16 protein-coding genes and 1 riboswitch are annotated in these 17,791 nt (G+C 45.4%); of the genes, 6 read left to right on the plus strand and 10 right to left on the minus strand.

All coding sequences use genetic code 11. The features are described 5' to 3' along the window. The first annotated feature begins 15 nt into the window (after positions 1–15). The 3 genes from BUC05_RS03640 to BUC05_RS03650 are packed head-to-tail and all read left to right on the plus strand — an operon-like array spanning position 16 to position 3,667. The gene (locus BUC05_RS03640; RefSeq protein ID WP_011246864.1) at positions 16–1,449 is read left to right on the plus strand and encodes a spore germination protein; all 1,434 of its coding nucleotides are present in this window, start codon (positions 16–18) and stop codon (positions 1,447–1,449) included. Between the two features lie 2 nt (positions 1,450–1,451). Further along, positions 1,452–2,540: a GerAB/ArcD/ProY family transporter gene (locus BUC05_RS03645; protein WP_011246865.1), complete on the plus strand. Its 1,089-nt coding sequence runs from the start codon at positions 1,452–1,454 to the stop codon at positions 2,538–2,540. Continuing rightward, positions 2,537–3,667: a Ger(x)C family spore germination protein gene (locus BUC05_RS03650; protein WP_011246866.1), complete on the plus strand. Its 1,131-nt coding sequence runs from the start codon at positions 2,537–2,539 to the stop codon at positions 3,665–3,667. The genes BUC05_RS03645 and BUC05_RS03650 overlap by 4 nt, the downstream gene beginning before the upstream one ends. A gap of 16 nt (positions 3,668–3,683) precedes the next feature. Here the strand turns inward: BUC05_RS03650 and BUC05_RS03655 are convergent, their stop codons facing one another. From BUC05_RS03655 to BUC05_RS03670, 5 genes are all read right to left on the minus strand, one after another. Next, positions 3,684–4,400, minus strand: coding sequence for a hypothetical protein (locus tag BUC05_RS03655; RefSeq protein ID WP_142237508.1), 717 nt, complete (start codon positions 4,398–4,400; stop codon positions 3,684–3,686). A 107-nt stretch (positions 4,401–4,507) separates the two neighbouring features. Continuing rightward, a complete protein-coding gene (locus BUC05_RS03660; RefSeq protein WP_011246868.1) occupies positions 4,508–5,128 on the minus strand; it encodes an alpha/beta hydrolase in 621 nt (206 codons plus the stop codon). Positions 5,129–5,135: 7 nt separating this feature from the next. Next, positions 5,136–6,098 carry a ring-cleaving dioxygenase gene (locus BUC05_RS03665; protein WP_011246869.1) on the minus strand — a complete coding sequence of 321 codons (963 nt, stop codon included), beginning with the start codon at positions 6,096–6,098 and terminating at the stop codon, positions 5,136–5,138. 192 nt (positions 6,099–6,290) lie between these two features. Further along, positions 6,291–6,455 (minus strand): hypothetical protein, encoded by a 165-nt coding sequence (locus BUC05_RS21420; RefSeq protein ID WP_156323135.1) that lies wholly within the window; start codon positions 6,453–6,455, stop codon positions 6,291–6,293. A 333-nt stretch (positions 6,456–6,788) separates the two neighbouring features. Further along, on the minus strand, positions 6,789–7,658 hold the full coding sequence (locus tag BUC05_RS03670; RefSeq protein ID WP_051881139.1) for a Cof-type HAD-IIB family hydrolase: 870 nt from the start codon (positions 7,656–7,658) through the stop codon (positions 6,789–6,791). A 134-nt stretch (positions 7,659–7,792) separates the two neighbouring features. Here BUC05_RS03670 and BUC05_RS03675 point away from each other — a divergent pair, with 134 nt between their 5' ends. From BUC05_RS03675 to dapA, 3 genes are all read left to right on the plus strand, one after another. Next, entirely contained in the window at positions 7,793–8,308 is a 516-nt protein-coding gene (locus tag BUC05_RS03675) for a hypothetical protein (protein WP_073304086.1), read from the plus strand. Between the two features lie 125 nt (positions 8,309–8,433). Next, entirely contained in the window at positions 8,434–8,589 is a 156-nt protein-coding gene (locus BUC05_RS03680; RefSeq protein WP_073304090.1) for an aspartyl-phosphate phosphatase Spo0E family protein, read from the plus strand. A gap of 51 nt (positions 8,590–8,640) precedes the next feature. Continuing rightward, positions 8,641–8,818: riboswitch (Lysine riboswitch) on the plus strand. Between the two features lie 93 nt (positions 8,819–8,911). Next, on the plus strand, positions 8,912–9,817 hold the full coding sequence (gene dapA, locus BUC05_RS03685; protein ID WP_073304092.1) for a 4-hydroxy-tetrahydrodipicolinate synthase: 906 nt from the start codon (positions 8,912–8,914) through the stop codon (positions 9,815–9,817). A 53-nt stretch (positions 9,818–9,870) separates the two neighbouring features. Here dapA and BUC05_RS03690 read toward each other — a convergent pair whose 3' ends face one another. The 5 genes from BUC05_RS03690 to gltB all read right to left on the minus strand — a co-directional run bounded on the left by BUC05_RS03690 (position 9,871) and on the right by gltB (position 17,648). Continuing rightward, the gene (locus BUC05_RS03690; protein WP_011246874.1) at positions 9,871–10,239 is read right to left on the minus strand and encodes a kinase-associated lipoprotein KapB; all 369 of its coding nucleotides are present in this window, start codon (positions 10,237–10,239) and stop codon (positions 9,871–9,873) included. A 197-nt stretch (positions 10,240–10,436) separates the two neighbouring features. Then, a complete protein-coding gene (locus tag BUC05_RS03700) occupies positions 10,437–10,691 on the minus strand; it encodes a hypothetical protein (protein WP_011246875.1) in 255 nt (84 codons plus the stop codon). A gap of 142 nt (positions 10,692–10,833) precedes the next feature. Beyond that, positions 10,834–11,445 carry a YpjP family protein gene (locus BUC05_RS03705; protein WP_011246876.1) on the minus strand — a complete coding sequence of 204 codons (612 nt, stop codon included), beginning with the start codon at positions 11,443–11,445 and terminating at the stop codon, positions 10,834–10,836. Between the two features lie 94 nt (positions 11,446–11,539). Then, positions 11,540–13,024, minus strand: a complete 1,485-nt coding sequence (locus BUC05_RS03710; RefSeq protein ID WP_035202557.1) for a glutamate synthase subunit beta — start codon at positions 13,022–13,024, stop codon at positions 11,540–11,542. A 55-nt stretch (positions 13,025–13,079) separates the two neighbouring features. Further along, on the minus strand, positions 13,080–17,648 hold the full coding sequence (gene gltB, locus BUC05_RS03715) for a glutamate synthase large subunit (RefSeq protein ID WP_084140028.1): 4,569 nt from the start codon (positions 17,646–17,648) through the stop codon (positions 13,080–13,082). Between the last annotated feature and the right edge of the window lie 143 nt (positions 17,649–17,791).

Below are 17,791 nucleotides of genomic sequence, written 5' to 3' on the forward strand. Positions count from 1 at the left end.
AAGGAGGCTCTGGTTGTGGCAACAGATTATATAGGCATTTCATATGACGATATCAAAAGCAACATCCAGGCCGCCTTTCAAGAACAAGGCGATTTTGTTAGCAAAGAGATTACCATTCCTGATTATGGGCGGAAATGTTGCTTATTCTTTCTCGGATCACAAATAAGTTGGAAAGTCATTGCCGAAGTCGGCTTAAATATTGAGAAACTGAGTGGTTCCGAACGTTTCGACGCCGCTTTCTGTTCTTTGCTTGCGCCGACATTAAGCAAAACGACTCTATTTCAAGATGAAATGGTGATGGCCATTTTTGAAGGCAATACAGTTGTGATCGCCGAACACTTATCAATTGCCTTTATTCTCCGTACACATGCGCCTAAAAAAAGAAGTTTTGCTGAGTCGACAACTGAAAAAGTCGTCCGTGGGCCAAAGCTCGCTTACATAGAAGACTTAGACGATAACATCGGCCTAACAAGGCAAATGGTGAACAGCAAAAATTTAAAAGTAGAAGAGCACCAAATTAAAGAAAATGAGAGCATTAAAACATTGTCGCTCCTTTATATCAAAGGGGTCGCCGATGAAGGGATTATCGCTGATATTACCGATCGCCTCCATAAAATTAAAACAACCGAAATTCAAGATTCAGGCATGATTGAAGAGTTGATCGAAGATGCGCCTTTTTCCCCTTTTCCCCAAATGCAAAGCACAGAGCGTCCTGACCGTGTTACCGCAGCCTTAAATGATGGCCGCCTTGTTCTTTTTGTCGCTAATTCGCCGTTTGCCTTGATTTTGCCGACTACGTTCGATATGTTGTTGCAGTCTCCAGATGACTATTATGAACGTTGGATTGCGAGCAGTTTTCTCCGCCTCCTTCGTTATATGTCCTTGTTTATAACCGTGTTCCTATCATCGCTGTACATTTCATTTGTTTCGTTTCACCATGGGCTTTTGCCAACAGACGTAGCCATGACGATCATCGCCACCAGGGAAGACATTCCTTTCCCGCCTATTTTGGAAGTGTTGATTATGGAAGTGACAATTGAATTGCTGCGTGAAGCGGGCATCCGCTTGCCTTCACCACTCGGGCAAACGATTGGCCTAGTCGGTGGCGTTATCATCGGCCAAGCGGCAGTAGAGGCCAATATCGTCAGTTCGCTCATGGTCATTATCGTCTCAATTACTACAATTACATCGTTTACCGTACCGAGCTACAGCTTTGGCCTATCGTTTCGGCTCCTTCGTTTTGGGGCGATTATCATTTCAGCGATTTTAGGGCTCGTTGGCGTGATGTTCTTCTTTTTGTTCGTGTTAATCCATTTGTCAAAACTGACAAGCTTTAACCAGCCTTACTTGTCAGGCAAGTTCTTTTTTTACAACCAAAAATGGAAGCAAATTTTCCTGTTGTTATCAAAAAAGAGGGCGCTTAAAAAGCCAAAAGGGAGCGGAGCTTAGCCATGATTCCCAAACAGACGCTATCTACTGTACAGTTAACCGTCTTAACTGCAATCACATTACTCGGCGTGCAATTTTTGATTCTGCCACGCGTGCTAACGGTAACGGCAAATTCAACAGACGGCTGGCTCACGATTGTGGCTGGAGCGCTCTATACATTCGTTCTCACTTGCTTAGCGCTCTACTTCATTGGCCGCCACCATGCAACTGACCTTTATACTTACGGGTATATGACTTTTGGCAAAATCGGCGGCACGTTGCTTCTTTTTTTAATCAACGTTTACTTTTGGGTAGCTTCAAGCTATCAAATTGCCGCTATGGCAGAAATGATCCGTTTTTACTTACTGCCATCAACACCGACATCGCTAATTAAAGTGCTCACTTTTTTATTAATTGCCTACTTGCTAAGCGGAAATTTGCAAACGATTTTGCGTGTCTCGTCGATTATCTTTCCACTCACTCTTTTAGTGGCAGGGACGATTTTAGTGTTTAGCTTTAAAGAAATGGACATCGGTCATATGAATCCGCCTTTTACGAACGGCGTTGCCAATGTAGTCTTTAATCCTAATGGTGTCCTTTTTCCGTTTGAAGGAATTGAAGTAATCTATTTCTTGCTTCCTTTTGTTAACAAAAAAGCTAAACCAAAACTTGCTGTTTTTAGCACGCTTGTGCTTATCTCCATCATTTACATTATTACGTATTTGATCGTTGTCTTAAATTTAGGGGAACGGGAAGTCAAAACACTTGTATGGCCAACGATTTCGTTTATCCAATCGTTTGAAACAGAGGGGATTTTCATTGAAAGAATGGAAGGGTTTTTGCTCAGCACATGGATCATGCAATTTTTTTCTACGAGCGTCATTTATAGCTTTTTGTCAGGATATTCCCTTCGTAAATATACAAAGCTAAAAAAGTCTTTCTCTGGGATGGCAGTTGCTGTCGCTATTAGCATGGTTATTTCCTTATGTTTTCAACATACGCTCGATACAAGGATCCTCCGTCTGATAAGTTTCTATGGGTTTGAAGTGATGTTGTTGCTTCCATTTGTCTATTTTCTCATTTACTCGGTTAAGAGGAAGGTGGTCCGATGAAACGCCTGTTTTTAGCAAACGTTGCAGTTATCCTGTTATTGTCAGGTTGTTGGGACAGCCGGAATATGGAGGATGTAACGTTAAACCTTGGCATTGGTGTGGATGTGACAGAAGAAGGACTCATTTCGGTCCTAAACCAAGTGATCGTGCCTCCAGCTCAACAAGGCGGTTCATCAAGCTATAACAACGTCATTGGTGAAGGCCCGACCTTTCACGCTGCCATCCGAGATATCACAACGTTGGAATTCCCTGTGTTCAGCCAACATCAGTCGATCGCTGTTTTTAATGAAGGCGTTTTACGAGGCAAACGGACGTTAGAGAGTTTGATTAACCAAATGATTCGCGACGACCATGTACGCCGCAGTTCACTCGTGCTTCTTACAAATGAGCCTACAAAAGAGGTGCTTGTCGCTCCCGACGAATCGACGATTCCAGCTCGTTTTATTGCCGAGCTGTTTGGCAACCGCACCCATTCGTCTGCGATTTTAAAAGCATCTACGTTAAGCTCCATTTCCTCGGACTTGCAAGAGGATTTGACGTTTCCTATGCAAATGGTCGTCAATGATAACGGCAGTGCTTCATTAAGCGGCTCTGGCATCTTTAAGAAGGGCCATCTATTAAAACCGTTGTTGAACGAGCAAGACAATGTCCATCTTAACTGGCTTTCTGGGGAACTCGAAGGCGGCATCGTCGTTTCTGAATGTAATGGCGATCCCCTTACTTTTGAAATTCTTGAAGTCAAAGTTCCTGAGATCAAGCCAACGTATCAAAACGGCCACTTTCACTTCCACATTCACCAACATTTTTCAGGGAGAATTTCCGAAAACTGGGACACACGGGATGAAAGTTTTTCCGCTGATTACTTGCAAACATGCATGGCCGCAGTAAAGAAGACGGTCGAAGACGGGGCATCGAACATGATGGAGCGGTTGCAAAAAGAGTACAAAGCGGATGCGGCGCGGCTCTATTTGGAAGCACAACTGGCTTACCCAAAATTATGGCAACAAATTCGCGACGATTGGGATGATGTTTACTTTGCCAATGCTTCTTTTGACTATGAGCTAACAATTGAAGTCATTGACTTAGGGGCGAAAGCTAGCCGTCGCAATAATCCGCAAATAAAGTGAAGACAAGCAAACGTCGTTACGTTTGCTTGTCTTCGCTCGCCTGCAACAATGCTTTATAGCCGGAACGCGTTAACTGGTTGTCTTCATCAATAAAGTCTGATTTCGCTAACGCTTCGGCACTTTCTTTAGAAAGACGCGGAATTAAGCGCTGAATTTCTTCGTTCAATGCTGTAAACGACCCTGTTTCTAATACGTCCTGGTCGATGGAAGCAGCGATTTCTTTCATCGGCGATTCACGCACAAAAAATCGTTTCGTGCCGCGCATCAACGTCATTAGCCGGCTCGACGCAGTCAGCCATTCTTGCCGGATTCGTGAAGTTTCCGTATCGGCTTGCTGAAGACGTTCGCGTATTGTTGATTTCTCAGCTTCTTCGAGCTCGGCCTTATTCAATAGCTCTTCAAATAACCGCGTCCGGTCAAGATCTAATTTTTGCAGTTGGAATTCCTTTTCTTCCAATGCTTTTAAATCATGTTCTTTTGTTTTCTCAAGCTCCGTTTGTTCCTGTCGGGCAAGCTCAGCTGATGAAGCTTGCTTTCTTTTCATTTCTTCCAGTTCCCGCTCAATTTTTTTCGTTTTTGCAATAAACACATACATAAGGGCAACTAAGCTTGCTAACACAACAATTTTGTACCAAATATCGCTCCAGATGGCTACAACGATAATGGCTACAAGAGCAACCCCTGCAAAAATATAGGAGCTTGTAGGATATTTTCCTTTATTTTTTGTAGTCAATTTCAATCGACCTCACTTTTCTCGCCCATCTTTTTTGCATTCTAGCGGGTTCACCCCTGTTTGTCTAGAAAAAGATTATCAAAAAAAGCGGCAGAGTAACCTGCCGTTTATTCTGGAAACATTCGATTGTACCATGTTTTGGCTGCATGGATTTCTTCAATAGCCAGCTCGTGTCCTCCTTCTGTCCAATAAACATCAGTGGCCGCGCCAGCTGTTTGCAAATCCGCTCGCAATTGTTCTGTTAAAGGGGCAGGTATGAGTGGGTCACGCTTGCCTGCCCCTAGAAATACAGCGGTCTTCTCCAAGGAAGGCAACGACTCTTTTTCTTGAGGCACCATCGCGTGGAACAACATAGCCCCTTTAAATGGGTTGCTGTATTCATACATTAAATTAGCGGCAATGTTTGCGCCATTTGAATAGCCGATTACAATGACATCATTACGGTTAAAGCCATACATGGCTGCTGCTTGATCAAGAAAGGTGTACAATTCACCCGTCCGCTTTTGTAAATCGTCCTTGTCGAACACGCCTTCAGCCAATCGCTTAAAAAAGCGAGGCATCCCATTTTCGCTCACATTGCCGCGCACGCCTAAAACAGAGGCATGCCCGTCAATCATCTCCGCAATTGGCAATAGGTCACGCTCGTTCCCTCCCGTGCCGTGAAGCAACACCAGTGTGGGAGCAGCGCTATTTTTCGCTTGTTGGAAAATATGTTTGTGTTCAGCCATTTGTCTCCTACTCCTCTCGTTTTACAAACAACGGCCGTAAATTCGCCTCTATTTCTCCACGCTTCGCCTCTAAATAAGGTGGAAGTGCAAGGCGTTGGCCAAGGGACTCATATGGTTCGTCTGCTTCAAATCCTGGACCGTCTGTCGCTAGCTCAAACAAAATGCCATTCCGGTCACGTGTATAGATGGATTGGAAGTAGTAGCGTTCGACAATGCCTGAATGAGCTACTCGGTTCCCCGAAAGCCAGTTTTGCCATTTTTCAAGTTCCTCTTTTGATTGTACACGGAAAGCTACATGGTGGACACTCCCCCGCCCAGGGCGTTCTTTATGTGATTCTGTGTCTTCTTTTAAATAGATTTCTGCCCCTGCTCCACCTTGGCCTGTCACGTAGAGTGAAGTGCTTTTGCTTACTTCACGTTCTAGTCGGAAGCCAAAGATATCCGTAAGCACGTTCGCCGTGACGGTTCGATCAGAAACGGTTATTTCCATAGGGCCCAGTCCATAAATGCCATATTGTTCCGGCACAGGGCTGTGCAGCCATGGTTTTCCATCGTTGTCTGTCCGTTCGTCGGCCACAAGCAACAAACGCTGCCCTTCAAAGTCTTCAAACAAAAGGCTGCTTCTCTCCCCTTCCGTTTGAATCCCTTCATGGGTGACACCTAGTCTACTAAACCGCTCACTCCAATAGGACAGCGCTTCATAGGAAGGTACCCTTAACCCTGTTCGTGAGATACTATTTGTGCCACGATACGTTCTGCCTGCCATCGGAATTTCAAAAAACGTCAACTCCGTGCCAGGATTGCCCCTTTCATCTGCGTAAAACAAATGGTACATTGAGGGATCGTCTTGGTTAACCGTTTTTTTCACAAGCCGCATCCCTAGCACGTTTGTGTAAAAATCTACATTATTTTTAGCATCAGCCGTGATCGCTGACACATGATGATGACCTATTAATGGGAGCATGTCCATTGCTCGTCTCCTTTTTCAGCGCTTTCGCCCTAACATTTTTTGGTACAGAAAGATGAACACATTCAATTACCCGAATCATTGACCTTGTTATTCCCCTTTTTCTCCTTTTCAGTTTACCATTATACGGGCGTGTTGCAACTAAAACGAGCCACGCTGTTCATAGAACAACATGGCTCATACAAGATTGACTGTCTAAGGTCGCTTTGCTGATTTTAAATGAGCAATCTCGTCTTCCAATAGCGCCACATATTGTTCATATATGTCAATAAACGCTTCGCGGCGGTATTGTCGTTCTTCTGCCTTCATCTCCTCGATTTTATGCTTTAGTTCTTCTTTCGAAGGATGGCGCTGCTCCATTCTATTCCCTCCCAACCAATTCTCCTTCTTACGCTCCCATTCCCGTTGCAAAAAAAATAAAACGCCCACTTGTATTACAACAGGTACACATTCCAGAGCAAAAAAAAACAGGGCGTGTGCCCTATGCATGGTAATCGTTAATCATTTCTAGAATGGTCATCTCTTCTTCCCGTTCTTGTTCCACTTGTTTGGTTTGCTCTCTCATGATTCACACTCCTTGAATGGTTTTAAAGCTGTTTCTCTCTATAACAATAGTATATGTACTTGTATCATAACAGTCAATATATTTTTCTGTTTGTTTTATAACAAATGACAAAATAAAAAAACAACCCCTTAGAGAAGGGATTGTTTTTTTAGCGCATAGTTTCGAATGGCGTAAGCAACGCCATGCTCATCATTTGTTTTGGTAACAAGATCAGCTTGTTTTTGAATCTCCCCTGGCGCATTTCCCATTGCAACGGCCAAGCCTGCTTTTTGAAACATCGACACATCATTAAAATTATCGCCAACGGCCATCACATCTTTTGGAGAAATGCCTAGTGATTGAGCTAATCGTTCGACCGCAATGCCTTTTTGGGCATTTACATCGGTAATTTCAAGATTGTCTGCTGCAGAGGCGCTGACGGCAAAGTTTTTGTCTAACTCTAGCCTGTCTCTCGCACTCATGAGCCGTTCAGCGTCTAGTGAAAAAGCAAGGAGTTTAAGCACAACCGCTCCGTCTTCAAGCAGTTTTTCGTAACAATCGATCAATTTGATTGAGCCGTTGTCAAAACGGTCTTTGGCGAATGTCATAATTTCTTGTTCAGACAATTTCGCGCCTGTTGATTTTAAGACATCGACTACTACGGCAAGGCCTGCTTCAAAATCGTCCGAATACACGCCTTCATTCGTATACACTTCAAAATACACATTTTCATTTTTTAAGACAGCCATCGCATGCCGGGCTTGGTCTGGACTGAGAACGGCTTCATGGAGAAGTCGTCCGTGTTCATCATGGATTTGCGCGCCATTCGCACTAATGATCGGCAATGATAACCCTGTTTTTTTCAAAGGGACTGTTGCCTCGTAAAGATCTCTCCCTGTTGCAATCGCGACAACCGCGCCTTGCTTTTGTGCTGCCTTGATCGCTTCTTCGTTCTCTTTTGATACAGAGCGTTTTTCATCAAGCAGCGTCCCATCCATATCAGTGACAATTAACTTCACGCGCTCACTCCTTTCCCATTTATTTTAAGGGAAACCAAATGCTATTTGCAAATACGTGCTTTTGCTTAATGGAATAGTTTTGTGTTTACGCGACATACTACAGGCAACACAGAATGAAAGAAAGGATGGACGAAATGGGAAAGAAACCGTTTGTCGCTCTCTTATTTGCATTACTTGCTTTATCCGCTTGCGTCGATGGCACTTCTCCTAGCAAAGCATCTGATGAAATCAAAGGGCTCTCGAGCCAATTGGATGTCAATCATGAGCAAAAAGAACAGTCAAAAGCAGCAGAAGACTATGCCCGTGCCTTTGAACAGTATGTTGATGAAGCTGCCCCTGTCTTGGTACAATTACAAGAGGCGGTCATGACAGGAAATAACAGTGAAGCAGCCGCACTTACAGAACTTCTCGCCGATAAAGCAAAAGCACACGAGCAAACAAACACGTTTCCGCCGCCATTTGCCGGAGGGTTTGAGGATATCCACCATTCCTATACGGTAAGCTTAGGCGAGCTTGAACAGGCGCTAAACAACCATTCCTATGAGGCCGAGCAACAACATTACAGCAATGCTTCTTTATCGTTTCGATTAATGAGGCGTGAATTTGAGTCAATTATTACGGAATATGGCATTAAGGCTAACCCCTCGTAGCAATTTGTCGAAGCTTGACTCTTTTTCCTTTTATTTGACTAGTTTTGTTAATGCATTTTTCTTCTTGCTTGATTTTCGCTATAATACGAAATGGAAGATGAAAATGTAAAGGCGGAGTGGCAAAAATGATTTATATTGATATTGAAGTGAAACGCAACGAAATGCATTTAATGGCCGGCAAATACGGCATGACGTCTAAAAAAACCGTTCAATGTTCACAGGAACTAGATGTTCTTTTAAATTGCTTGGAATCCCACCGTTATAGAAAGACTGATAAATAGTTTGCAAACCGGAATAAAATCTGATAAGGTTAAGCCATAAAATTGAACAGATGTGAGAGTAGAGGCGCGTAAACGATCAGTACGGCTGCTGAGGAATTGGGATCTGTTTGAACCAGCCGGAAAGGGGTTTATGCCGAAATGGGCGGTTTTTCCCAAAGGCCGTACCATTGGGGCTGTTTCTGAATAAGGGCAGCACTGTCATACGAACGTATGGGGGGCTATCTCAAACTTGGAAAACGACCCGTTTGCCTAGTGCAACAATGAGCCTCTGTCATTGTTGTTTTTTTGTGCCTCTACTCGCCACCTATTTAGGAGGATTCCCATGGATTTTGGCTACCTGATGACGGCAATGGTCACACCTTTTACAAACGAAAATGCTTTAGATGTGAATGGCATACGTACGCTCATACACCATTTAGCAAATAATGGGACGGATACGGTCGTTATCCATGGCACTACAGGCGAAGCCCCAACACTAACACTTGAAGAAAAACAAACGCTCCTTTCAGTCGCGGTGGAAGAAGCAGCCAATGCAAACATAAAGGTGATTGCCGGCATCGGCGCAAACAGTACACAACAGGCGGTACAAATGGCACAGTTAGCTGAGCAAACAGGAGCGGATGGGCTGATGGTCGTTGTGCCTTATTACAACAAGCCATCCCAAGAAGGGATTTACCAACATATTGCCCAAGTGGCTCAATCCACTCCTTTACCTGTCCTGCTTTATAACGTACCAGGCCGTACAGGTGCTGACATGAGTGCGGAAACAGCATTGAGGCTGGCTGAGATCGACCAAGTATTTGCGATTAAAGAAGCGAGCGGAAATATCGATAAAGTCACGGAGATTCTGCGTCTCGCCCCGGAAGGCTTTTCGGTATACAGCGGCGATGATTCGTTGACGCTGCCAATGATGGCAGTTGGCGCTAAAGGCGTTGTCTCCGTTGCCTCCCATATTGTTGGCCGTGAAATGAAGCAAATGATCGATGCTTTTGCAAGTGGCGAGCTGCAGCTTGCTGCCTCGATCCACCATAAGCTTTTCCCTGTCATGAAAGCGATGTTTATGGCACCGAGCCCTGCTCCTGTCAAAGAAGCGCTTGCTCGTTATCGGTTACCAGGCGGCGGGGTGCGTTTGCCGCTAATTGGCCTTAATGAAGCGGAAAACATGGAGCTCACAGCGGTTCTTGAACCGTTTTTGCCAATAGCGAGTCGTTCGGTTGCCTCTTCATAAAAAAAGTTCCCTCATGTACGTATGAGGGAACTTTTTTATATCGTTAACCTTTTTTAAAAACGGTATTCCTTCCTAACTTCTTGAAGCAGCTGCAAACTTTTAACAGCCCAGTCACTGTCGTCGCTCCGCAAACGTTCGCAAGCAGCTTCCCAGGCAGCTTTTAATGATGATCCATAGTCTGGCAGCTCCCCTTCATACGGTTTCACAGTCGAAAACGGCACCCATGCCTTTTCCAAATAAGCAAGCGCTTTCCGCTCATGAAAAAAGGGAACGTCTATTTGTTTAGGATGATGCAAATCACCTTGGTTCGGATGGGTAAGAACAGCAAGCACTTGAAACAGCGCCCTATTTTCTTCCTTCCTCACCTCTAGCACGTTGCCGATATAAATACCCGATTTATACTTTGCCTGTGACAGTTCCATTGTATCTCCCTCCTATCAAACGAGTTGAAAAATCAGCACTAAAAAAGCAACGGCGCTACAAAGGGCGCAAGGGGCAGTCCAATACAGCAACAGCCTTTTATTTCGCATAACTCCAAGGAGCGCTAGTCCGCCAAAAAGGCCTGCCGCGAAAAAACAGCCCAGCAAGGCAACCATGTAAGCCAGATCTGACGCACCCATTATAGGCCTGGCACAAGTGCCGTGAATAAGTTCCAAAGAAACTCAGACATAGGCACAAAATATTGGTAATTAAATTCCTGAAGGCGGTCATTTTCAACAAATAGTTCTAGAACAACAAGCAAAAATGTGCCACTCATAGACAAAATCGCGGCAGCTAGCACGACAACGAGCAACCCAATATAGGCGCACACAAGGCGGACTAGCCATTTTAGCCAAAATGGACGGGGCTTTCTGAATTTTTTATCAGCTTCCATCTAACAATTCCTCCATCACTAGTCTCTTCCTCTACTGTACCAAAGAATGAGCGGATAAGGGAATTGAAAATCTACTAATTGGCGACAATTCTAGTAACAAAAAAACCTCACGCTAACTGGAAGCGGAGGTTCCCTTTAAACTTTAGGCTGAATAAAGCGGGGGCTCATTTTTTCCCCAATAAATGGTTCCAAGTTCATAGTGGCCGTGGAAATTGTCCTGTAGCACATGATAATGAAATTGAAACACGTGCCCTTTTTTGGGCGGTCGGTTCAGCCGCACATGGAAACGGAGCAAATCATCGCCTGTTTTTTTATTGTAAACATGCATGATTTTCTCTCCGCGCCCTGGAGCTGGTGCGTGGGAAACGGTGATTTCAGCTAAATCATCGATTTGTACACTGCTTAGCAATTGTGAGACTGCTTGTTTCAAGCTAGGCATAATGAGTTCCTTATAAGCAGGCTCAATTTTAGGTGAAATTGCCTGTCCAAACTTTTGCAAGCCTTGTTTGTACGCTTCGTCCATAATAAAACGTTCCGTAAGCCAATAATGAGTTAGCTCAATGTCTTCGTATTGATCCGAATAGCCGACTACTACATCAAGCAAATGATATTCTTTGGCGTCAGCTTTCTGAACTAGCGCTTTTGCATCAGCTCTCTGTTTTGTCTCACGGTCAAACAAAGGATCAAATATTGGTAGATGAAAAGATAGAAAGGTTAGCATGACCATCATCATGCTTTTTAGACGACGAATCATGCCTACACCAGCCTTTCACATGTCCCTTTTTTCCTCATTATCGCACGCATCCACCTGCTTTGCCTATAGGAAAATAGGAAAAAAGCTAAAAAAATTACGGCAACCGTGTGCTTCCCATTAAATAGCGATCACATTCCCGTGCTGCTTCACGCCCTTCATGGATAGCCCAAACGACGAGACTTTGGCCGCGGCGATTGTCGCCTGCAGCAAAAATGCCGGGCTTCGAAGTCGTATATTTACCGTATGGCGCTTTTACAGTCGTCCGGCTTGTCGTTTCAATACCGAGCTGTTGCAATAGTTCTTGTTCTGGGCCAGTAAAGCCGATGGCAAGGAGAATGAGATCTGCTTTCCACGTACGCTCGGTTCCAGGAATTTCCGTCCTGATTTTCTGACCGTTTTTTAGTTCAGTTGTTACTTCGACTGTCTGTAAGCCAGTCACTTGGCCGTCTTGATTTCCGAAAAACGCTTTTGTTTGCAACATGTAAGAACGAGGGTCTTTTCCGTAAACAGCCATCGCCTCTTTATGAGCATCTTCAACTGTATGGATGATCGGGTACAATGGCCATACATTGTCTCCACTTCTCATGGCGCCTTTTTGCTTGTTAATATCAAATTGGGTAACGGAGGCGGCCCCATGGCGAATAGAGGTGGTAATGCAGTCTGCGCCAGTGTCACCGCCACCAATGACAATGACATGTTTGCCTTTTGCAGAAATAAACTCTCCGTCCGCAAATTGCGAGTTTAATAGGCTTTTTGTGTTAGCCGTCAAAAAGTCCATCGCGTAATGAATGCCATTTAACTCTTTACCAGGCGCCTGGACTTCTCGTGGCTTTGTGGCCCCTGTCGCTAGAATCACTGCATCGAATGACGTTTCAAGTTCTTCAGCGGTGATGTCTACACCGATTTCAACTTCCGTTTTAAAGGTAATGCCTTCTGCCTCAAGAAGCTGAACACGCCGCTCGACCACCTCATTCGCCAACTTCACATCCGGAATTCCATAAGTCAGCAAGCCGCCAATGCGGTCATCGCGCTCGAATACCGTTACCGTGTGACCAGCTTTGTTAAGCTGGGCTGCTGCAGCTAAACCGGCGGGGCCAGAACCGACAACAGCCACATGTTTCCCAGTCCGCGTTTTTGGCGGCTCCGGTTGAATCCAGCCTTCTTGAAAGCCACGCTCAACGATATGGTATTCAATTGATTTAATCGTTACAGGATCGCCGTTTAGGGCAACCGTGCAAGAACCTTCGCACGGTGCTGGGCAGACACGCCCTGTAAATTCGGGAAAATTGTTCGTTTTATGGAGCCGGTCCAATGCTTCGCGCCATTTCCCCCGATAAACGAGGTCATTCCATTCTGGAATAAGATTGTAAACAGGACATCCAATTTCTCCTGAACCTGCCATCGTCGTTCCCGCTTGGCAAAACGGAATTGCACAATCCATACATCGTGCCCCTTGTTGCCGCAGTTTGTCTTCTGGCATAAATAGCTGGAATTCCTGCCAATTTTTCGTTCGTTCAAACGGATCCTTCTTTTGTGGTGCTTCCCGCTTATATTCTAAAAAACCTGTCGGCTTCCCCACTGTTCTTCACTCCCTGCTGTTAAACCTGACGGGCTGGGCTAGGTTGCCCACCCCGTCAAACTTTTGATCGATCTCGCTTTGATTCGTCAAATGCAGCCATTGCAGCCTCTTCCTCAGTCATGCCTTGCTGTTTCAATCTCTCAATCGCGGTTATCATGTTTTTATAGTCTTTTGGAATAACTTTTACGAAGTTTGTTTTGACTTGCTCCCAGTTATTCAAAATCTCTTGCGCTTGTTCACTTCTTGTTTCGGCAACGTGCTCTGTTAAAAGAGCCTGCAATAGCCTCTCGTCCTCAGCTAGCACGTTTTCGATCAACACCATTCCTTGGTTGCATTTGTCTGTAAACGTCCCATTTGCATCATAGACAAACGCGAGACCGCCAGACATGCCGGCTGCAAAGTTTTTGCCGACTTCACCAAGAGTGACAACAATGCCGCCTGTCATATACTCAAGCCCGTGGTCACCCATTCCTTCGACAACGACTTGCGCTCCAGAATTACGGACGCAAAACCGCTCGCCGGCTTGACCGGCGATAAATGCCTTGCCAGACGTAGCGCCATAAAAAGACGTATTGCCGACAATCACGTTGTCTTTAGCAGCAAATGCCGCATTTTCGGCAGGAGAGACGGCAATCTTTCCACCTGATAAGCCTTTGCCAATATAGTCATTTGCATCACCTTCTAGCCGAAGGGTAATGCCTTGTGGGATAAATGCGCCAAAGCTTTGTCCGGCCGACCCTTTAAAGGAGAAAGAAATCGTATTTTCCGGCAAGCCTGTTGCGCCATATTTTTTGCTTACTTCACTACCGACAATCGTGCCGACTACCCGATCCGTGTTGCGAATAGTCGTCGCGTACGTTATTTTTGTGCGATTGTCAAGTGCCGGTTTAGCTGCTTCTAGCAGCTCTCTTGCATCGAGTGACTGTTCCAATTTATGATCTTGCGCTTTTGTTTTGATGCAAGCTTTTGTTCCACTTGATTCTGGTTTGAAGAGAAGGTTCGATAAATCAAGTTGTTTCGCCTTGTCATTGTTAATATGTTCGTTTACTTCTAGCAAGTCGGTTCTGCCTACCAACTCATCTACCGTGCGGACACCTAGCTCTGCCATCAGTTCACGCATATCTTCGGCAATGAATGTCATAAAGCGGACGATATAGTCTGCTTCTCCTGTATACTTTCGCCGTAATTCTGGATTTTGAGTCGCAATTCCGACTGGGCACGTGTCTAAATGGCATACACGCATTATCACACAACCGAGCACAACTAAAGGAGCAGTCGAAAACGCATATTCTTCGGCACCTAATAGCGCAGCAACGACTACGTCTTTGCCCGTCATGAGCTTTCCGTCTGTTTCCAGCGTCACCCGGTCACGCAAATTGTTCAGCAACAGTGTCTGGTGCGTTTCCGCCAACCCAATTTCCCACGGTAAACCAGTATGTTTAATACTTGTCCGCGCCGCTGCTCCTGTACCACCATCATAGCCGCTAATAATAATGCCATCAGCGCTTCCTTTGGCGACCCCTGCCGCAATCGTACCGACCCCTGTTCCAGCTACCAGTTTAACGCTCACTTTCGCAGACGGGTTGGCGTTTTTCAAATCGTGGATAAGCTCAGCTAAATCTTCGATTGAATAAATGTCATGATGAGGTGGCGGTGAAATCAAGCCAACCCCTGCCGTCGAGCCACGCACTTCTGCCACCCACGGATAGACTTTTTCGCCTGGAAGTTGCCCGCCTTCCCCAGGTTTTGCTCCTTGTGCGACTTTAATTTGGATTTCATCTGCATTTACAAGATAATGGCTCGTGACCCCAAATCGACCGGACGCTACTTGTTTAATAGCGCTGCGGCGCAAATCGCCATTTTCATCAGGCGTAAAGCGGCGTGGATCTTCCCCACCTTCGCCCGTGTTGCTTTTTCCACCTAAGCGGTTCATAGCAATTGCAAGCGTTTCGTGTGCTTCTTTCGAAATCGAGCCGTATGACATCGCACCTGTGCGGAACCGTTTTACAATTGATTCTGCTGGTTCGACTTCGTCTAACGGAATGGCGTTGCCTTTTTTGAACCGGAAGAGACCACGCAACGTTGTCTGCTTTTCTGTTTGCTCATTGATCGCCTGCGTATATTGTTTGTAAAGCTCGTAATTGTTCGTGCGGCACGCATGCTGGAGCATATGAATCGTATGGGGGTTGTATTGATGCTCTTCCCCATTACGGCGCCATTGCAAATCATCTCCTGGTTCAAGCTCACCATCATCGCCTTCACGAGGTGAATAAGCACGTTCATGGCGGGCAAGAACTTCGTTCGCAATTGTCGAGAAGCCGATGCCCCCTATCCGAGATGCTGTCCACGTGAAGTGGCGGTCAATTAACTCTGGATCAATGCCAATCGCTTCAAAAATTTGTGCGCCTCTATAACTTTGAATCGTTGAAATCCCCATTTTAGACAGAACTTTCATGATTCCATTCGTTGTACCATTCACGTAACGCCTACAAGCTTCCACATAATGGAAGTCTGTTAAGAGCTGCTTTTGAATCCAGTCGTCAATTGTGTCGAACACGAAGTACGGGTTGATTGCTTCCGCGCCGTATCCGATCAACAATGCATGATGGTGGACTTCACGTGGCTCCGCTGACTCTACTAGCAAGCTCACTTCTGTGCGGGTGCCGCTGCGGATCAAATGATGATGCAAGCTGGACACAGCCAGAAGTGCTGGAATTGGTGCTTTTTCTGCTGAAATATTACGGTCACTTAAAATGAGCAATGTCGCGCCATTTGAAATGGCTTGATCGGCGTTGGCAAACAATGTGTCAAGGGCCGCTTCAAGGCCTTGGCCGCCTTTTTGCGCTTCAAAAACCATGTCAAGCGTTTCGGCTTTAAAGCCGTCCATTTTGTTTGAGCGGAGTTTTGCTAATTCTTCATTATTAAGAATCGGCGAAGGCAAATAAATATGCCTACAGCTCAACGGCTCCGGCTCAAGGAGGTTCCGCTCTGCGCCAATTGTCGTCCCTACAGCTGTTACCGCTTTTTCACGAATCGCATCAATAGGCGGATTCGTCACTTGGGCAAATTGCTGCTTAAAATAGTTATAGAGAAGCTGTGGCTTTTTCGATAGGACTGCAAGTGGCGAATCATAGCCCATCGAGCCGACTGGGTCATTTTCATCTTTAATAAGCGGCATCAGCATTTTTGTTAATTCTTCGTACGTGTAACCATAGACAAGTTGGCGTTCATGGATGCGCTCAAATTCCGTATCAACCACATCCGCTGTTTCCAGGACGTCATCTAGATGAATTAAATGGTCTTTGACCCACTTTCCATATGGTTTTTCTTCGACAATCGCTTGTTTGGCTTCCGCATCTGGAATGATGCGCCCTTCTTTTAGATCAACAAGCAACAGCTGTCCAGGATGGAGCCGGTCTTTTTTTACAATCGATTCTGGTGGAAAATCAAGGACACCGACTTCAGAGCTCATGACAATATAATCATCTTCTGTCACATAATAGCGCGATGGGCGCAAACCATTGCGGTCAAGGGTGGCACCGATTTTTTCTCCGTCCGTAAACACGATTGCTGTTGGTCCGTCCCATGGCTCCATGAGCGTGCTATGGTATTCGTAAAACGCCCGTTTCTTTTCGTCCATCTGTTTATTATTTTGCCAAGGTTCAGGGACCATCATCATCGCGCAATGGGCGAGAGAACGCCCAGATAGCGACAAAAACTCCAGCGTGTTGTCAAACATAGAGGAATCACTGCCATTTTTGTCGATAACGGGATGAATTTTTTTAAGGTCGCTTCCAAATGCGGCACCGGCAAATTTTGCTTCCCTTGCGTGCATCCAATTGACGTTTCCTTTAATCGTATTAATTTCGCCATTATGGATCATATACCGATTGGGATGGGCACGTTCCCAGCTCGGAAATGTGTTCGTGCTAAAACGGGAATGGACAAGCGCCAGCGCCGACTCAAAGGCTTCATCAAGCAAATCCAAATAAAACATACTTACTTGAGCTGTCGTCAGCATTCCTTTATACACAATCGTGCGGCTAGAAAAGCTGGCGAAATAAAATGACTCTTCTGGCAAAAGCGTTGGTTCAATTTCGTGTTCCGCCACTTTCCGCGCTACATAAAGCTTACGCTCAAACGCCAATTGATCAAGAGGCTTCGCGCTCTTTACGAATACTTGCTCAATGACAGGCATGGAGTCATGCGCTGCCTTTCCAAGCATAGACGGATCTGTCGGTACATTCCGCCAGCCTAAAAGCACCAACGATTCTTTTGCAAACACAGCTTCCACTTTTTGTTTGCACGCTTTTCGTGCTGCCTCTGCTCGTGGCAAAAACAGCATCCCAACTGCATACGTTCCTGCTGTCGGAATTTCAAAAGGGAGCACTTTTCTAAAAAAGCGGTCTGGCAGCTGGACTAATATGCCAGCACCGTCGCCGGTGTTGATTTCATCTCCTTGTCCGCCCCGATGCTCAAGGTTTTCAAGCATCAACAAAGCGTCCTCTACAAGTTTGTGAGATTTCCTTCCTTTCATTTGCGCAAGAAAACCTATTCCGCAGTTATCATGCTCAAACTCCGGATCGTATAGCCCTTGCTTTTGTGGAAAACCTACATTACGCATAGACACCACCCTTTCCTCCATTTCAATTGTTCTTCTCTCTCTAAAGGCCGGACTGCATTTTCGGCGGAAACAATCGCCTTGCTTCTAAATTCATAGTTATGCAACCATCCTGTTAAAAACAGGCATTGACGTCTTGTTTTTAT

The sequence above is a fragment of the Shouchella rhizosphaerae genome (assembly GCF_900142675.1).
GTDB lineage: Bacteria > Bacillota > Bacilli > Bacillales > Bacillaceae_D > Shouchella > Shouchella rhizosphaerae.